13 protein-coding genes, 1 tRNA gene and 1 pseudogene are annotated in these 16,506 nt (G+C 33.2%); 12 read left to right on the top strand and 3 right to left on the bottom strand.

Annotation, left to right across the window (positions count from 1 at the left end; translation table 11 throughout):
* The first annotated feature begins 51 nt into the window (after window positions 1-51).
* The 6 genes and pseudogenes from phytr_RS02615 (at window position 52) to phytr_RS02590 (ending at window position 4,467) form a co-directional block, all read left to right on the top strand.
* Complete coding sequence (locus tag phytr_RS02615; RefSeq protein WP_106874339.1) at window positions 52-948, top strand: DMT family transporter; 897 nt, start codon at window positions 52-54, stop codon at window positions 946-948.
* 114 nt (window positions 949-1,062) lie between these two features.
* A tRNA-Ala gene (locus tag phytr_RS02610) sits at window positions 1,063-1,137 on the top strand.
* A 16-nt stretch (window positions 1,138-1,153) separates the two neighbouring features.
* A pseudogene (locus phytr_RS02605) lies at window positions 1,154-2,007 on the top strand (YihY/virulence factor BrkB family protein).
* Complete coding sequence (gene rnpA, locus phytr_RS02600) at window positions 2,007-2,363, top strand: ribonuclease P protein component (RefSeq protein ID WP_158706833.1); 357 nt, start codon at window positions 2,007-2,009, stop codon at window positions 2,361-2,363. The pseudogene phytr_RS02605 and the gene rnpA overlap by 1 nt, the downstream one beginning before the upstream one ends.
* Window positions 2,364-2,399: 36 nt before the next feature.
* On the top strand, window positions 2,400-3,017 hold the full coding sequence (locus phytr_RS02595) for a protein-L-isoaspartate(D-aspartate) O-methyltransferase (RefSeq protein ID WP_106874337.1): 618 nt from the start codon (window positions 2,400-2,402) through the stop codon (window positions 3,015-3,017).
* A gap of 106 nt (window positions 3,018-3,123) precedes the next feature.
* Window positions 3,124-4,467, top strand: coding sequence for an ankyrin repeat domain-containing protein (locus tag phytr_RS02590; protein ID WP_106874336.1), 1,344 nt, complete (start codon window positions 3,124-3,126; stop codon window positions 4,465-4,467).
* A 103-nt stretch (window positions 4,468-4,570) separates the two neighbouring features.
* Here phytr_RS02590 and phytr_RS02585 read toward each other — a convergent pair whose 3' ends face one another.
* From phytr_RS02585 to ettA, 3 genes are all read right to left on the bottom strand, one after another.
* Window positions 4,571-4,894: a hypothetical protein gene (locus phytr_RS02585; RefSeq protein ID WP_106874335.1), complete on the bottom strand. Its 324-nt coding sequence runs from the start codon at window positions 4,892-4,894 to the stop codon at window positions 4,571-4,573.
* A gap of 100 nt (window positions 4,895-4,994) precedes the next feature.
* A complete protein-coding gene (locus phytr_RS02580) occupies window positions 4,995-5,309 on the bottom strand; it encodes a hypothetical protein (RefSeq protein WP_106874334.1) in 315 nt (104 codons plus the stop codon).
* 32 nt (window positions 5,310-5,341) lie between these two features.
* Window positions 5,342-7,000, bottom strand: coding sequence for an energy-dependent translational throttle protein EttA (gene ettA / locus phytr_RS02575; RefSeq protein ID WP_106874333.1), 1,659 nt, complete (start codon window positions 6,998-7,000; stop codon window positions 5,342-5,344).
* 124 nt (window positions 7,001-7,124) lie between these two features.
* Between ettA and phytr_RS02570 the strand changes: the two genes are divergently transcribed.
* The 6 genes from phytr_RS02570 to phytr_RS02545 all read left to right on the top strand — a co-directional run bounded on the left by phytr_RS02570 (window position 7,125) and on the right by phytr_RS02545 (window position 16,344).
* Window positions 7,125-7,982 carry a ParB/RepB/Spo0J family partition protein gene (locus phytr_RS02570; RefSeq protein WP_106874332.1) on the top strand — a complete coding sequence of 286 codons (858 nt, stop codon included), beginning with the start codon at window positions 7,125-7,127 and terminating at the stop codon, window positions 7,980-7,982.
* Window positions 7,983-7,984: 2 nt separating this feature from the next.
* On the top strand, window positions 7,985-8,650 hold the full coding sequence (gene fsa, locus phytr_RS02565; protein ID WP_106874331.1) for a fructose-6-phosphate aldolase: 666 nt from the start codon (window positions 7,985-7,987) through the stop codon (window positions 8,648-8,650).
* A complete protein-coding gene (gene prfA / locus phytr_RS02560) occupies window positions 8,640-9,722 on the top strand; it encodes a peptide chain release factor 1 (RefSeq protein ID WP_106874330.1) in 1,083 nt (360 codons plus the stop codon). Before fsa ends, prfA begins: the two co-directional genes overlap by 11 nt.
* 182 nt (window positions 9,723-9,904) lie before the next feature.
* A complete protein-coding gene (locus tag phytr_RS02555) occupies window positions 9,905-13,027 on the top strand; it encodes a UvrD-helicase domain-containing protein (RefSeq protein ID WP_106874329.1) in 3,123 nt (1,040 codons plus the stop codon).
* Window positions 13,028-13,031: 4 nt separating this feature from the next.
* Window positions 13,032-13,832, top strand: coding sequence for an NADPH-dependent 7-cyano-7-deazaguanine reductase QueF (gene queF / locus phytr_RS02550; protein WP_106874328.1), 801 nt, complete (start codon window positions 13,032-13,034; stop codon window positions 13,830-13,832).
* 319 nt (window positions 13,833-14,151) lie between these two features.
* On the top strand, window positions 14,152-16,344 hold the full coding sequence (locus tag phytr_RS02545; RefSeq protein WP_106874327.1) for an ankyrin repeat domain-containing protein: 2,193 nt from the start codon (window positions 14,152-14,154) through the stop codon (window positions 16,342-16,344).
* Window positions 16,345-16,506: the final 162 nt, after the last annotated feature.

Raw genomic sequence — 16,506 nt, 5'->3', positions numbered from 1 at the left:
ATTTTATTTAAATTTAGTTATAATTGATTATATAAAATTTTATTTTACTTTATGATCTACTTAATTATTGTATCAGTCATATGGTCCTTGACCTTTAATTTGATGAATTATCCGCAACCTAATTTAGATCCAAATTTTATTGTTTTTCTAAGGATACTATTTCCTTTACCTATTTTTATGTTTTTTATTAATACCACTAAGCTAAATAAGAAGTTAATTCTAGGTTTTGTAGCTTTAGGTTCAATACAGTATGGTGTTACATATATAACCTTTGTTAAGGCTTATTTGTACATAGATAAAGATATTCATTACGCGATATTATTTCTGTCTATGGTACCAATCCATATAGCTTTAATTGGTATGGTATACGAAGGTAAGTTATCTTATGTCAATTTATTTACATCGGTGGCTTCGTTTTTGTCAATTTTACTTATTTATAACGATCATCTTAGGTTTAATTCTAAGATATTAGAAAGTTTTGCATTTGCTCAAATTGCCAACTTTTGTTTTGCATATGGACAAGTGACTTATAAAAGGATTCAAGAAAAGTTACCAGGAGTTAAAGATAGCGATGTATTCGCTTTAATGCTTTTGGGAGCCTTAATTGTTGTTATGATAGCTACAACGGTTTCGGGTGGTTGGAACTTTTTAGCACAAGTTTCTCATAAACAGTTTGGTGTTATTTTTTATTTTGGTACGGTTGTGTCTGGTGTGTGTATGTTTCTATGGAATAAGGGAGCTTGTAAGGTTACTGATGGTACTCTTGCGGTTATGAATAACTTCAAGATTCCATTAGGAGTTTTAGTATCAACTATTCTGTTTCAACAAAAGACGGACTTGACTAAAGCAATTGCAAGCTTAGCAATTATACTTATTTGCGTTTTTATTCAACAACGATATGAAAAAAATCGTATCATAACTGATCAATATTCTTCTGTGAAAACTTAATTAGTAGGGTGATTGTGAATAAGCATCAATGATTGATTTCAAAGATATAAGGTTAAATCTTCTTGACTTATAATAAAAAATGAATAAGATATTTTATTAGGCAAGAAAAAAATAGGGGGTGTAGCTCAAAGGTAGAGCACCTGCTTTGCAAGCAGGTGGTTGGGGGTTCGAGTCCCTTCACCTCCACCAAATCTATATTAATGCAGTGTATAAATTAAAAAAATTACCCAAGATTCTTATTAACTCTTTGGTAGATGTAATTGAGCACGACGGTATCGAGCACGCGGGTTATTTATCGTTTCTAGTGCTATTTTCTATTTTCCCATTCATAATTTTTTTTTTATTTTAACATTTCTTTTTGGCTATTCTGATTTTGGTACGAGCTTTATTGTTTCGGCAATTGATCTAATTCCTGGGGATATAATTAAAATTAGAGTTAAAGAATTATTAAAAGTGCCTCCTCAGCAGCTAATGACTTTAGCTATTATTGGTGGTGTTTGGACCGCATCTTCTTTTGTAGAGGCTCTTCGGACAATACTAAACCGTATTTATAAAATTCATTCCCCTCCTCATTATATTTTTCGTAGGACTCTTAGCATTATTCAATTTCTGTTCATAGTAATTTTCTTATTTTTAGGGATGATGATTCTTGTGGTGTTACCTATAGTTTTAAATAATTTATTTAATTTGAGCATGAGCGTAAATCATGATTTAAGTCGTAGTGTGATACATGCTTTAAATAAGATGAGTTTTATTTGGATTTATGTGCGCTCTATATTAGTTTATGTATTTTTGTTTCTAAGTAGTTCGACTCTTTATTATATAATTCCTAATGTTAAGATTAAATTTAAGGAAGTACTTCCTGGAGCTTCGTTAGTAGTTGTACTCTGGGCAATTAGTGGACGTATATTTTCAAAATATATAACCTATTATAGTCAATTAGATCTGGTTTATGGTTCTTTAGCAAATATTATAATTACAATGATATTTTTCTACGTTAATAACATTATCTTTATTTACGGTGCAGAGTTTAATTATCATCTCTCAAAAGGATCTTAGTGATTAAGGCTATTAACGATAATAAGGTATTTCAAAGGATAAATCGTTTGGGTTATAAAGTTTTTAACCCAAATTTCCTTATCATCATCTGTGATAAAGCTACAGTTTTTAAATATCACCCTGAGTTACAGGCGGATGATCTTTGTTATTACGGTATTCGTATTAGTAAAAAAGTTGGTAAAGCTGTTGTGCGTAATAAAATTAGACGTAGGTTAAAAAGCATTATTCATCAATTAGATAAAACTGAAGAGCTCAAATCTAAAGCATTTATGATAGTTCCTAGATCTAAATGTTTTTCGTGTGAATTTCAAGCACTCTTCAAAGCCGTAGAAAAATCTTTCAAAGGTCTAAAATAGTTGTGTTATCCTTAAAATGAGGATAATGAATGTTTTATGTACGAAATCCTTAGAGCTAGCATGGTGAAATTGCTAAAGGACTATGGTATTTCTGATCCTTTAGTGCTGGGGGCCATGCATAAAATTCTGCGGCATTTATTTGTCCTGGAAGAATATAAAAGCAGAGCTTATGAAGATAGTGCTTTACCCATATCATGCGGACAAACAATTTCTCAGCCTTATATAGTAGCTCTTATGACAGAAAAAGCGGATTTAAATGAAAATTTAAAGATCCTTGAAATTGGAACCGGCTCAGGTTACCAAGCTGCGATATTAGGGGAGATATGTAAGGAGGTATATTCATTAGAGGCGATAGAACAATTGGCAAATTCTGCTAAAACCTTATTAAATAAGCTAGGCTACAAAAATGTGTATGTTAAATATGATGATAGCCTTTTAGGATGGATGACAAAAAGTCCCTTTGATAGAATTATTGTTACTGCTGCAGCAAATGAAGTGCCGCAAATTTTATTCAAGCAACTATCTGTGGGAGGGCATATTTTAATACCCTTAGAAGTACAATATGGTAAGCAGATATTAGTTAAGTTAACCAAAACTCTAGAAAAATACAGAATAGAAAAGATATGTGATGTAGCATTTGTGCCATTGGTATAAAAAAATCTAAGCAAAGTTTAATTAAGAAATTATTGTATACTTTACTAAATTGATATATTACAAGCACCATATTTAGTTTTTATATAACAATTTTTATGAATTAATAATGCTAAAATTAATAACACACGTTTTTGGAGTTTACGATAAAATTAGTCCTATCCACGAAGCTGCCACTTTGGGTGATGTTTCTGAATTAGAACGGTTAATTAAAGAGGGGGTGAATGTAAACTTAAAGAATTACGAACAACATACTCCTTTATATTTAGCGGTACAAAATGGTAATGAACTAGCTGCTAAATTGCTTTTAGAAAGTGGAGCAAATGCTAAGAATTTGATGCGTATTGCTGTGGATAAGGGTAATCTTAAGATGCTTCAACTATTAGATCAGTTTGGTGCAGACGTTGAAGGTGATAAAAATGGGCCAATATACCCTTACATGAAAGTCAAAGACGGTCTACATCTTTTTCATTTAGCTGCGCAACAAGGTTATTTAGATATTGTTAAATGGTTTGTTGATGTGAAAGGTGTGTCTATTAACTTATCCAAAAATCCATTGAAGCAGACTGCGTTACATTTAGCTGCCAAACAGGGTCATCAAGATGTGGTGGAATTTTTGTTACAAAAAAATGCTAATCCTGATGTGTTGGATCTAAATGAAAATGCTCCTGTTCACTTAGCTGTACAACAAGGTAATTTACCAATTCTTAAGCTATTGAAAGGGTATGAAGCTAGTTTAGAGATTTATGGCAATAAATCTAAAATAACTCCTTTACATGTAGCTGCAAAACATCATTATTTGTCAATAATTGAATACTTAATCGATACTGCAAAAGTCAATATCAACGCTCTTGCTAATGGTCTGCAAATTGGAAAATTATATTTACCTGAATGTATGCAATCGAAGTATACACCTTTGCAAGCTGCGACTTTTTTTCCTGATGCAGGCCAAACTATTGCTTTACTTGTATATAAAAGGGCGGATATAGATTTAAAGCATAATTTTGGGAAGTTTCGTAGCTATATTATTAAACACCAAAATGCTATTTTGAATTCTGGGCCTATGGAACATCAGATAGCTCTGGGTTTAGCTTTTTTGAAAGTCTTTCATGATTATAATGATTCAAAAACAATCAACTTTAAAAAGTTCGTGGTTACTACATTAGTTACAAAAATGAAAAATATATCTGAAGGTGATACGACCGCAAAGCTTAAAGAAATTCTTTCGACTCAGGAACAAGGAGAAAACTTTTATAATTTCTGCTTAGCAACTACTAAAGATTTAAAATTCGGAAATATAGAAAGCGAATTAAAAGAACCATACGATAAGATATTGTCAGCGTTAAAGAGCGACATAATGGGTCACGGTTCGGCTACAACTGATTCCATAGCTTTAGCGGTAGCTGGAGCAGGTTCAGTGACAGAGACTTCTAGTGTGGAAATAGATCAATAATTTTTTTCGAATAAGTTTTAAGAAGTCTTTCTTAAATCTGTGTTAAGTAATGAAAATTTATTGGCAAAAACTAGACCACATGGTCTAGTTTTAAGTTGAATTTCTAGCTACCTGGAATCTCACTCCCATCTTGAGCTATTTCTCCTATGATATTCTCCAATGGTTTTTCTAGCGGTAATTGATTGTTGATATCGTGATCGGTTAAAATATTTGTTGTTAAGCCAACAATTCCTTCAGATCCATAGTCTATCATTTTTTTAATATAATTGCTTATAGTATGTGTATTAAATTCAGACTTGACCGTATTTGTAGTAGAATTGTATAAAGCACTAGTGCCAAGTAATATACCATGTAATGCTTCTGATATAGCGCCTGCTAATGCTTCTTCATAAGGTGTGGGTGTGGGTGAATAGCTTGGTATTGTCATATATTCTAAATTATTAAATTGTTTGGGGACAATGCTACATCTATAGTTAAGCGATGTCAATGACAATTATTACCAAATTTTATAAGTCAATGAAAGGGGTTCATTGAGGAATAAATTTACAATCTGCCCCAGTAGTATCGGTTTTAACTTCTTCGTGTAAGATTTTCGTATCTCCAAATGGTGGAGATGACGCAAAAGGTGGTGTGGAATTTGAGATTATGTTTGACTTTGTTTGTGTAGATGGTGTAGGGCCTGTTGCTATAGTTACTGGTGTTGATGTGCTAATAACTTGTGTTACAGGTGTTGATGAATCAATAGCAGGAATTTCTATTTGATATGATAATTCTATAAATCTATCAATATCATTTTCTTCTAGAGCTAGAATCATTCTAGCTAAAATTTGGTCGTATGTCATAGTTACTTAATATGCTGAATTTTATGTAATTATTATACTAATTTTTTATGTTTATATTTCTCTTCTCGTGCATCAGAGTTTGAGCCGATATGATTACAGTAATCTTGATAATTACCTTGGAACCATGTTGCATGCCCTGGTGTATCAAAAGAGATGATATGTGTTGCAATACGGTCTAAGAACCAGCGATCATGGCTGATAACAAATACGCAACCAACAAAATCTAAAATAGCATCTTCTAATGCCCTTAAGGTGTCAACATCAAGGTCATTAGATGGCTCATCAAGTAAGATAACATTGGCTCCAGATTTAAGCAATTTTGCCATGTGTACTCTATTACGCTCACCTCCAGATAGTTGTCCTATTTTCTTTTGTTGATCAGGGCCTCTGAAATTAAAGGCGGCACAATACGCCCGGCTTTTCATGGTACCGTTACCAACATCAATATCATCTAAGCCTCCAGATATTTCTTCCCAAAGAGTTTTATTGTCATCCAAATGCTCTCTAGTTTGATCTATAATACCTATTTTTACAGTAGATCCAATATTTATTTTACCGCTAGTTGGTTTTTCAAGTCCTGCAATCATTTTAAACAATGTTGTTTTACCAGCTCCATTAGGTCCGATAATACCTACAATTGATCCGGGTTGTACTTTAAAGCTGAAGTCTTTTAGTAATTCTTTTCCTTCAAAACTTTTGGATATATTTTCTGCTTCAATTACTAAATCTCCGAGTCTCGGGCCGCTAGGTATAATGATTTGAGGAGCGCCAGTCACTCTGTTTTTTTGTTTGGCAAGTAACTCTTGGTAATTATCAATCCTTGCTTTGCTTTTTGATTGACGGGCTTTTGGAGATTGTCTGATCCATTCCAATTCGCGAGCTAATTCTTTCTGTCTTGATGATTCTTCTTTTTCTTCTAGTTCAAGCTTTTTCTTTTTCTTCTCAAGCCAATTTGAGTAATTACAATGCCAAGGTACGCATGAACCACGGTCCATTTCTAAAATCCACTCAGATACGTTATCAAGGAAATATCGATCATGGGTAATTGTAATAACCATACCCTGATACGTTTTTAAATAATTTTCAAGCCACGATACAGATTCTGAATCTAGGTGGTTCGTAGGCTCGTCTAATAATAAAATATCAGGCTTTGAAAGAAGTAGTTGGCACAATGCAACTCTGCGCTTTTCGCCTCCTGATAACTTATCTACTGACCAATCTCCAGGCGAGCAACGAAGAGCCTGCATAGCAATATCAGCAGTGCGTTCCAGATCCCATGCATCAAGTGCATCTATCTGGTCTTGTAATTTGGTTTGTTTCTCTAGAAGCTCATTGATTTCCTTTTCTTCAGAAACATATGCAAATTGTTCGCTAACGTGATTGAAATCGTCAAGCAGAGCTTTTACTTCTTTAACTCCGTCTAAAACATTTTCTAAAACATTCTTTTTAGTATCAAGCTTTGGCTCTTGTGCTAAGTATCCAACTTTGACTCCTTCTTGAATCCAAAATTCGCCATCAAACTCTTTGTCAATTTGAGCTATAATTTTTAATAAGGTAGATTTACCGGCTCCATTTGGACCGATGATACCAATTTTTGCTTTAGGTATAAAAGATAGGTATGTTTCTTTTATGATTTCTTTGCCATTAATTTTTTTAGATAGCCCTTGCATAGAGCAAATGTATTGAGTCATCGATTTTTATTATTTAATTCTTAAATTAAGTTAGGAATTTAACTATTGTAACAAAGTTTTATTTTTAACTTTGATAGAGGTATAATCAACTATAACATAAAAATATGATATTTAATTATAAAAAATGATGACAAGTAAAACAAAAGGTCTGGGAAAGGGCCTTGCAACTTTGCTAGGAGAAGCTGGAGTAAGCTTTAATCAAAATGACAGCGAGTTTCGATATTTGCGTTTGGAGCATATAGTACCTAATAAGGAGCAACCTCGGAAGAATATACCTCAAGATTCTCTGGAAGAGCTTGCGCTTTCCATTAGAGCAAATGGTGTTATTCAACCTATTGTAGTGCAAAATGTTTCTGATAACCGTTATCAAATTGTAGCTGGTGAGAGAAGATGGCGTGCATCTCAAATAGCTGGTCTTAATGAAATTCCGGCAATGGTAAAAAAATATGATCCTGCTCAAGAATTTGAAATAGCCTTGATAGAAAATGTGCAACGCCAGAATTTGGATCCAATTGAAGAGGCACAAGGTTATGGTCGTTTGATAGATGAGTTTAAATATAAGCAGGAAGATATTGCGAATTTGTTAGGAAAAAGCCGCAGTCACATAGCAAACACTTTGCGTTTGAACTCATTGCCAAGTTTTGTAAAGCAAGCTATAATTGATAAGCAGATTTCTCCAGGGCATGCTAAAAGTTTAGTAGGTCTTGAAGAGAGATGTGTAAAAGAGATGTTAGAAAAAATCATATCTGCTGGTCTTAGTGTACGTCAAACAGAGTTATTGGTACAAAAGTCAAAAAAGCAAGCTGGACGCCTTCAAAGGTCTAGTAAAAAGCAGATTGGAGATTTTGCGGAGCTAGAAGAAATGCTCTCTAGCAAACTTGGCGTCAAAGTAACCTTGGAAGAAAAAGGTGAGGGTGGACAGATCAAAATCTTGTTTGCGGATATGATGGAATTAGATGCAATTTTAACGAAAATAGCTTAAAAATGGAATTTTTTTTAGATACAGCTGACTTAGCTGAAATAGAGAGTTTATTGCCTTATGGCATAGTTGATGGTATCACGACAAATCCAAGCTTAGTAGCAAAGCATAAAAATCAGTCTTTCTCTAAGATCATTAAAAATTTGTGTAATATTTTTGAGGGTCCAATTAGTGTTGAAGTAACTTCTCGGGATTACGATCAGATGATAGATCAGGGCAGGCGTATTTTAGATCTAGCGTCAAATATTGTCTTAAAGCTTCCAATTACTTGGGATGGAATAAAGGCGTGTAATTACTTTGCTGCCGATGGTCATAAAGTAAATATGACTTTATGTTTTTCTGTAAATCAAGCTTTAATGGCAGCAAAAGCAGGCGCTTATTACGTATCTCCTTTTATCGGCAGACTTGATGATATAGGTTATGATGGTATGAGCTTGCTTTATGATATAAGGGGTGTATTTGATAATTATGAAAACATTGAGACTAAAATTTTAGGCGCTTCAATCAGGAATGTTTACCATGTTTATGAGGCTGCTAAGATGGGGGTTGATGTTGTTACAATGCCGGCAAGCGTTATGAAAAAATTAATAGATAATCCATTGACAGAAGCAGGTCTTGCTCAATTTGAAAATCAATGGAATAATTCAGGTTTAAAGATAGATGACAAGTAAGAGTTTTATAGATGATTTGGATGATTTAGTTGCTAAAAAAGAGAATTTAGAATCAAAGGTAGCAATAGGAATTAAAGACCCTGATTTTGTCAAAAATATGCAAGATTTAGCAGAACTTACTCCGATAGTTGAGAAAATACAGGAATATAAACAAACCAAATCTCAGATTACTGAATTAAGTCAGATGCTTGACCAAGAAAGTGACAAAGAGCTTGCAAATCTAATAGAGGATGAAATAGAAGAGCTTAAATCAAAAATTTTGAATATAGAAGAAGAGATAAAAAAATACTTAGTTCCAAAAGATGAGGATGAGGCTAAAAATGCGATAATCGAAATTCGTGCAGGAACTGGAGGAGATGAAGCGGCAATCTTTGCCGGCGATCTTATGGTGATGTATCAGAGATATGCTGAAAAAAAGGGTTGGAAGTTAGAGATAATGAACTGTCAGACGGCAGAGAAGGGGGGGTGCAAGGAGGCTGTACTATTAATTAAAGGTTCTGGTGCATTTTATAACTTGCAATTTGAGTCTGGCGTTCATCGCGTACAACGTGTACCAAAAACTGAAGCAAATGGTCGAGTACATACTTCTGCTGCAACAGTTGCCGTACTTCCTGAAGTAGAAGAGATCGATATAGATTTTGATGATAAGGATATTAAGATTGAAACTTGCCGTGCATCTGGCGCAGGAGGTCAGCACGTAAATACTACGGACTCTGCCGTAAGAGCAATACACATACCAACAGGTATAGTCGTAACTCAGCAAGATGAGAGATCTCAGCATCAAAATAAACAAAAAGCTTTAAAAATACTAAGAGCTAGAGTATATTCTCATGAAAAGCAAAAAAGAGATACCGCAAGATCTGATGATAGAAAGCAGCAAGTTGGCTCTGGTGATAGATCAGAGAAGGTAAGAACTTACAATTTTCCACAAAACAGGATTACGGATCATAGAATCAATTTGACTGTATATAATCTTGATAATGTGATGGCGCAAGGAACTTTAAATCCAATTATTGAAGCTTTGATAGCGGACTATGAGGCTGCAAAATTAAAAGGTGTGAATCAAAACTAGTTCTTTTTGGTATTTTTAGCGTTACAATCGTGCTCAAATCCTCAAATACGTTTGAAGTATTATCCGGTTTTCCGCGCGCTTGTGCCTAAAAAATCCTCAAAAATAACTAGTTTATTAAATATTGATTAATTAACACAGGTTTAAAAGTGTGTTAAGATGAGGGCATCTTAATACTCATAAAAATGTCTTCACATAATTTAGAGCAACAAAAAGCGGCAGATCCAAGTCAATCAGTTTGGCTGCGAGCATCTGCTGGTACGGGTAAAACTAAGGTTTTAACTGATCGTCTCCTTCGACTACTTTTAAAAGGTACCTTACCTAGTAAAATCCTTTGTCTTACTTTCACTAATGCTGCAGCAAATGAGATGCATGAAAGGATATATCAAAAAATCAGTAGTTGGGCTGTTGCAAGTGATTCGCAACTCAGATCAGATTTGCAAGCTTTAGGTTATGCAAATCTAACTTCTGATGACATTAAGAGTGCAAAAACCCTTCTGCAAGATTATCTACATAAAGAAGAGAGCTTAAATATCCATACAATCCACTCGTTTTGTCAAAAAGTACTGCAAAAATTTCCGATTGAGGCGGGTATCTCACCAAATTTTAAAATTATTGACGAAATAAGCAGACCGCAGATTATTTCTTATATAAAAAGACTATTGATCAAGGATAAAAAATTTTTGGAAGCAACCAGTTTAATACTAACCCAGATGCATGAAAGTAAGTTAAATGAGCTTTTTGCAGAAATTATGGCCTCTCAAATCAAGTTCAAGAATTTCTTTAGCGAGTGTCAAACGTTACCCAAGTACCAAGATTATTTAAAAAGTACCTTAAATATTACTCATATCAATGAGGAAGAAATTATTGAAGATATTTGTACAAAAGCATCCAAAATAATTGGATCAGAGATGGGATTTGAAGAGTTAAAAAAAATATGTTTGACGCAAGATGGTTCTAGAAAAAAAAGACTAAGTTTTCAGAAAAAAGATAAAGATACGTTGTTCGCTATCCAAGACCTGGTTTATGAAGGATTGGATAAAATTAAGGCTCTAAGTATTTTTCATGCATCAAGTAGCTTTTATTCTTTAGCTAAAATGCTCATAGACAAATACGATGAGTATAAGAAGCAAAGAGGAGTATTGGACTATGATGATCTTATTTATTACACCCAGAATTTGTTTTTAAAGTCTGAATTTAAGGATTGGATTTTATATAAACTTGACGGTGGGATTGAGCATATATTGGTCGATGAGGCTCAAGATACTAACTTGCATCAATGGTATTTGATAATTGCTCTTATCAGCGATTTTATAGCAGGGGATACTGGAGATGAAAGAGAAAAATCAATCTTTGTAGTGGGTGATGAAAAGCAATCTATTTACAGTTTTCAGGGTGCACGTTATGAATATTTTGCTGAAGTAAAGCAGAAAATTATGCAAGCTTTATCTAGGGCTAAAAAGAAAAATCAGGTATTAAATTTGAAAACTTCTTACCGCTCCTCAAATATTATCTTAGAGACTGTAAATAAAATTTTTAGACACATAAGAACTGTAGATAAAGAACTATTTGATGTGGATAACTTTGAATTAGGTTGTCATAACCAGTCTTATGGAGGGGAAGTGGAATTATGGGATGTATATCTACCTGATGTGCAAGAGGAATTATTTTGGCCTGTTTTTTGCCAGGAACAAGAAAAAAGTGATCCAAAGAATAGGTTAGCAAGAGATATAGCAAAATATATTGATGAGTTAGTAAAGTCGCAAAAAGTTCTATTTTCTACAGGAAAAAAGGTATGTTTTAGTGATTTTATGATTCTACTGAGGCAAAGAGGAGAATTGGCTCAGGAGATAGTAAGTGAGCTAAAAAAACTCCAAATTCCTGTATCTGGATTAGATAAAATGCTTTTACTGGATGATCTATCGGTACAAGACCTACTTGCAGCTGCAAAATTTGCTCTATTCCCAGATGATGAATTAAATCTTGCTTGTCTTTTGCGTTCGCCATTATTTGGCTTCAATGAAGCAGAACTACATAAAGTGATTTACAAACGTAAAGATAAACTTCACTTGCATTTAGGATCAAATTATCCCGAAATTCAAGAAAAATTGGATAAGATTATTAACTTAGCCCATAGTGCTAATATTGCTGATTTTTTTCATATTTTAGTCTATGGATATAATAATTTGGAAAACTTTATTAAGCACAACGGATACGGTGCAGCTGATTCAATAGGTCACTTAATTGGCCTTGCCATAAAATTTGAACAAGAGTCAAATAGCTTACAGGAGTTCATATCCTGGTGCAGTTCGTATGAGATTGAGATATCTAAAGATTTAACAACTCAAAATGTTGTTAGAATCATGACTGTCCATGGGGCAAAGGGTCTGCAGTCGCCGATAGTAATATTGCCAGATACAACTTCTGTGCCAAGAAGTGATCATAAGTTTTTTTGGGACCAAAATGATTATCCGTTTTTTTCTATCAATTCAGCTGCTCATAATAGTTTTTACAAAGACCTAAAACAGACATCAACGTATCTTGCTTATAAAGAATATTTAAGACTACTTTACGTAGCTGTGACAAGAGCGCAAGAAAGGCTGTTAGTTTGTGGATATTCTACTAATTCAAAAACGGATCCAGAGGCATGGCATTCTATACTATTTAGATCGATATTAGATGATATGGAAAGTTTAGATGAAGGGAGATTTATTTATAAAAGTGAAAATATTCCACCTGATAATATGATTCAGCCATCTAAAACCATAACTTTGCCATTAGTGAATCTTCTAGTCGACAAAGAATATGTTGTGGAAAAAACTGAAATAAATTCAGAAAGAAATTCTCCATTAGAATCTTCAAATGCTCTTATTTATGGTGAATTAGTACATAAAATATTAGAAGATGCATTGCAAAGCGAGAATATTGATTTGCTAAATTCTCATAATCTTTTTGATTTACTTCCTGAAAGTTATGCTGAAAAAATGAAGAATAACCTTAAACGGCTTCAAGGAGATCCAGAGTTTTCGGAATTATTAAAAAGTAAATTAAGAGCAGAGATTGTTATTGCGAGTAGCATGGATTATAATTTTGGCAGAATAGATTTGTTAGTGATCAAGGAGGATAAGGTAATTATAGTTGATTATAAGACAGATACTAAGGTTCCTGATTCGCCTGATCTAATACCAGTCAAATATCAGGAGCAGCTGCGTAATTATAAGCGTATGGTGCAAAATATTTATCCTGATAAAATAGTAGAAGCAAAATTATTGTGGTTAAGTGCTCCTAAATTTATGTTAGTTAATTAATTATATGGATTCTTCTTTATTAGGTAAAAAAATCTCAGCACCAAGTTTTTACGATCCGCAAATATTATTTCCAATTGCTCGCAGCCAGCAAAGATTAAATTTACCTGGAGTAAAGTTTGAAGGAGTTGATATTTGGTATGCATATGAAGTGTCATGGCTTGATCTACAAGGAAAAGCATGCGTTAAAATTGGAAGGTTTATTTTCGATGCAAATTCTGAATTTTTAGTCGAATCCAAATCTTTAAAACTATATTTAAATTCTTTTAATAATACTCGTTTTGAAAGTGCTGAAAAGGTTGCACAACTAATATCTAAAGATCTATCAGCGGTATCTAATTCAAAAGTAGAAGTGGAATTACTGAACTTGGATGATAGATATGAATTTTTTCAATATGACGGCATCTGTTTAGACAGCTTAGAGATAGAAATGGATTATGAAAAAGATGTAGATACTGCTTTTTTAGCTCGTCATGATACTTGGGTAAAGGAGAAGCTATACACTAATTTATTTAAATCCAATTGCTTAGTAACTAATCAAGCTGATTGGGCAAGCCTTTATATTGAGTATGAAGGATATCAAATGGATTATAAAGGGCTATTAAAATATTTGCTATCATATCGAAATCATAGCTCCTTTCATGAGCATTGTGTGGAAAATGTTTATCATGATTTATTAAATACTTTTGAATGTAGTTTCTTAAGTGTGTATGGAAAATACACAAGAAGAGGCGGATTAGATATAGCACCTTACAGAGCAACTAAGATGGAAAATCTCCCCTCATTTGACAGAACTAGTAGACAATAAAAAGATATTATATTAAAGAGGCATTGCATACTAAAAGATAGCCAAATGAGATTCGAATAAAAAATAACAGACAAGTTCAATCGTTTTTCGTGATTTGGAATAACAGGGAGAAATGCCTAACATTACAGTTAATGTTCTCAGCTTTTTCTTTGTTTTTTGGGCGTAATGCTGCATTTCATCAATCTAAACAACACCTATTTCTTTAATTTGATCAATGCTGATTTAAACAAAATAGTTAAAACTATACAATAAAGATAATATTTTAAGTTCTTTTTTAATTACCATATAATCTAATTTATAATTAAATATTAAGCTTTATATGAATCAACTATTAATTTCAAATGACGACATACCTTTGCACGCAGCTATAAAAAGGAATGATTTAGAGGAAGCCGCAAGTTTGTTGAGCCAGGGAGCTAATATTGCAGAAAAGAATAAGTATGGTCAAAACGCGTTTCACATTGCTGCGCTAACGGGCAATAGAGAAGTGCTAAAGCTGCTGTTAGATACTAATCCATCCACTGAAGTTATTAATGCTAGAGATGAATACGGTAACACACCTTTTCATTTTGCTTGTAGAGAAGCTGATGAACAAACCGCTGCGTTACTCTTCAATACAGAAAATATTGATTTACAAAATCTTTTAGGTTACACAGCGTTACATCTAGCTTCGAAAGAGAATAAATCGAATATGGTGAATTTTTTATTAAGTAAAAAAGCTAATGTTAATGTTTTAGATAACAATCAAAACTCTCCTTTGCATCTAGCTATAAAAAATGGTTTGTTAGAAGTTGTAACGATACTCTTGGAAGTACCCAATATTTGTGTTAATGCTCAAAATGCTGAAAAAGATACTCCTTTATTTTTGGCTGCTAATTTATGCTCTTTAGATCTTATTAAGCATCTTGCGGCAAAAGGTGCTGCAGCTGGAATAGACAAAGCCTTATATTATGCAGCAGAACAAGGGTGGAAAGAGGGTATAAAATATTTGTTTGATCTATGTCAATATCAGTATCAAGACAGTGGTATATGCGTTCCTTTAAAATTTGCTATAGAAAAAGATTATGCAATGTTAGCTAAACTTTTCTTTGCTAAAGACAATAGATTTTATTCTAAAGCTTTTGGCTATTCGGTGGAGCATAGCAACCTTAATGCTGTAAAATACATATTAAGTAAGTATCCCCAATTCATAAACCAAAATTGCCAGGGCTATGGGGAACCGCCATTATTTCTAGCAGTAAATCGTTCTAGCTACGAAGTTGTAAATTTTTTAATAGATTATGTTGAAGATATTAATGTTAAACATCATGGAGTTTCTATTTTAAATGCAGCTGCTTATAATAGACATCATGGTTTTGAAATAATCAACTTACTTATTGCAAAAGGCGCTAAACCCATAGAGCATATGGATTATAGGGAAAACACTCCTTTAGGTGAAGCTCTCAGAGTAGGTTCACTTGAATCAGCAAAAGCTTTTTTACAAAATGGTGCAGATTTATCTCTTGCAAAAGGTAGAAGGTCGAATATTATTCATGCGATGGATAGACACCAGCCTGGTCAAGTCATAGATAAATTAAAGTTTTTACAAGAGTTTATAAAGTATGGCTTTGATCTAAATGAAAAAAATAGACAGGGTTTAACTTTTGTGGAAGAACTAACTGATTCTTACCGTCCCGAACCTGCTGTATTGGCATATTTGTATAGCCTTGTAGATACTGGAGTTAACTTATCTTCTGCTAGATTACGTAAAGCACTTATCGAAAAAACTGACCTGATGCTAAAAACTAAAGATGGCGTTTTTGCTGCGGCTAATATTTTCTTTAATTTTGTTCACTCAGCAAACCTAGAAGATCAACACTTTGCAAAACAAATGTTATCTACAATGCCTGAAGCAAGGACAAGTTTAGAAAAAATCCTTGATCAAGAGGATAAAGAAATCCAAAAAATGAGCAAGGAAATAAAAATTTTAATTAAAAGATTAAATACAGAAGATAAGTCGTCGACAAAAGTATCATTAGGAAAAGAAACAAATAAGTTATTTGAAAGTTTATATCAAGGAGAAATCTTGTATAAAAGGGGCAAAGCTATGAAAAATAAAGTAGAAGGTATTTTAAATGATGATTCCATAGATAAAGTGTTGCCCAAAATAAGTAATCTTAATGAAAAAATAAAAGTTCCAATCTCAAAGGTTATACAAATAAATATAGATAAGTGGTCAGAATTATCAGGAAAGAGTGGTTCCAAAACGCCTATTTTTAAATTACAAGGTAATAATAACGCTGTGTGTTCAAAAATATCTTCATTCCTTAATCATGATGAGCTTGAAAGTTTTTTTAATACTATTCCATTAGGAACTATACCAAGAGTGGTACCTGTACAAGAAGACACAGAATGTGATAGGGCAACAAAACGACCTAAAGAAGGTATATTTGAAGATGATACTGGTATTTCGCGGAATGCTGAGGATTATGCTTTATTGACGGGTTTAGATAGTGATGGGGATTGTTTATAATATGAAAGTACTGCTACCCTTATGCTTAAGGGGCGAAAATTTACTAACAATTTTGAACTTGCTTGAACTTACAAATTTAATTAAAATATTAACTACAGTTAGTAAGTTAGTATTATAAGGTAGTGATTATGGATGATTATGATGATTATTATGATTCAGATT

The sequence above is a fragment of the Candidatus Phycorickettsia trachydisci genome (assembly GCF_003015145.1).
GTDB classification, from domain to species: domain Bacteria; phylum Pseudomonadota; class Alphaproteobacteria; order Rickettsiales; family Rickettsiaceae; genus Phycorickettsia; species Phycorickettsia trachydisci.
This window is presented reverse-complemented; position numbering and strand designations above follow the sequence as displayed.

Excerpts from the sequence above, each read along its gene's own strand:
- fsa (WP_106874331.1), top strand. The coding sequence starts at position 7,985 with ATGGAATTTTTTTTAGATACAGCTGACTTAGCTGAAATAGAGAGTTTA.
- phytr_RS02555 (WP_106874329.1), top strand. The coding sequence starts at position 9,905 with ATGTCTTCACATAATTTAGAGCAACAAAAAGCGGCAGATCCAAGTCAA.
- phytr_RS02545 (WP_106874327.1), top strand. The coding sequence starts at position 14,152 with ATGAATCAACTATTAATTTCAAATGACGACATACCTTTGCACGCAGCT.
- phytr_RS02615 (WP_106874339.1), top strand. The coding sequence starts at position 52 with ATGATCTACTTAATTATTGTATCAGTCATATGGTCCTTGACCTTTAAT.
- phytr_RS02585 (WP_106874335.1), bottom strand. The coding sequence starts at position 4,894 with ATGACAATACCAAGCTATTCACCCACACCCACACCTTATGAAGAAGCA.
- queF (WP_106874328.1), top strand. The coding sequence starts at position 13,032 with ATGGATTCTTCTTTATTAGGTAAAAAAATCTCAGCACCAAGTTTTTAC.
- prfA (WP_106874330.1), top strand. The coding sequence starts at position 8,640 with ATGACAAGTAAGAGTTTTATAGATGATTTGGATGATTTAGTTGCTAAA.
- phytr_RS02590 (WP_106874336.1), top strand. The coding sequence starts at position 3,124 with ATGCTAAAATTAATAACACACGTTTTTGGAGTTTACGATAAAATTAGT.
- phytr_RS02570 (WP_106874332.1), top strand. The coding sequence starts at position 7,125 with ATGATGACAAGTAAAACAAAAGGTCTGGGAAAGGGCCTTGCAACTTTG.
- ettA (WP_106874333.1), bottom strand. The coding sequence starts at position 7,000 with ATGACTCAATACATTTGCTCTATGCAAGGGCTATCTAAAAAAATTAAT.
- phytr_RS02595 (WP_106874337.1), top strand. The coding sequence starts at position 2,400 with ATGTACGAAATCCTTAGAGCTAGCATGGTGAAATTGCTAAAGGACTAT.
- phytr_RS02580 (WP_106874334.1), bottom strand. The coding sequence starts at position 5,309 with ATGACATACGACCAAATTTTAGCTAGAATGATTCTAGCTCTAGAAGAA.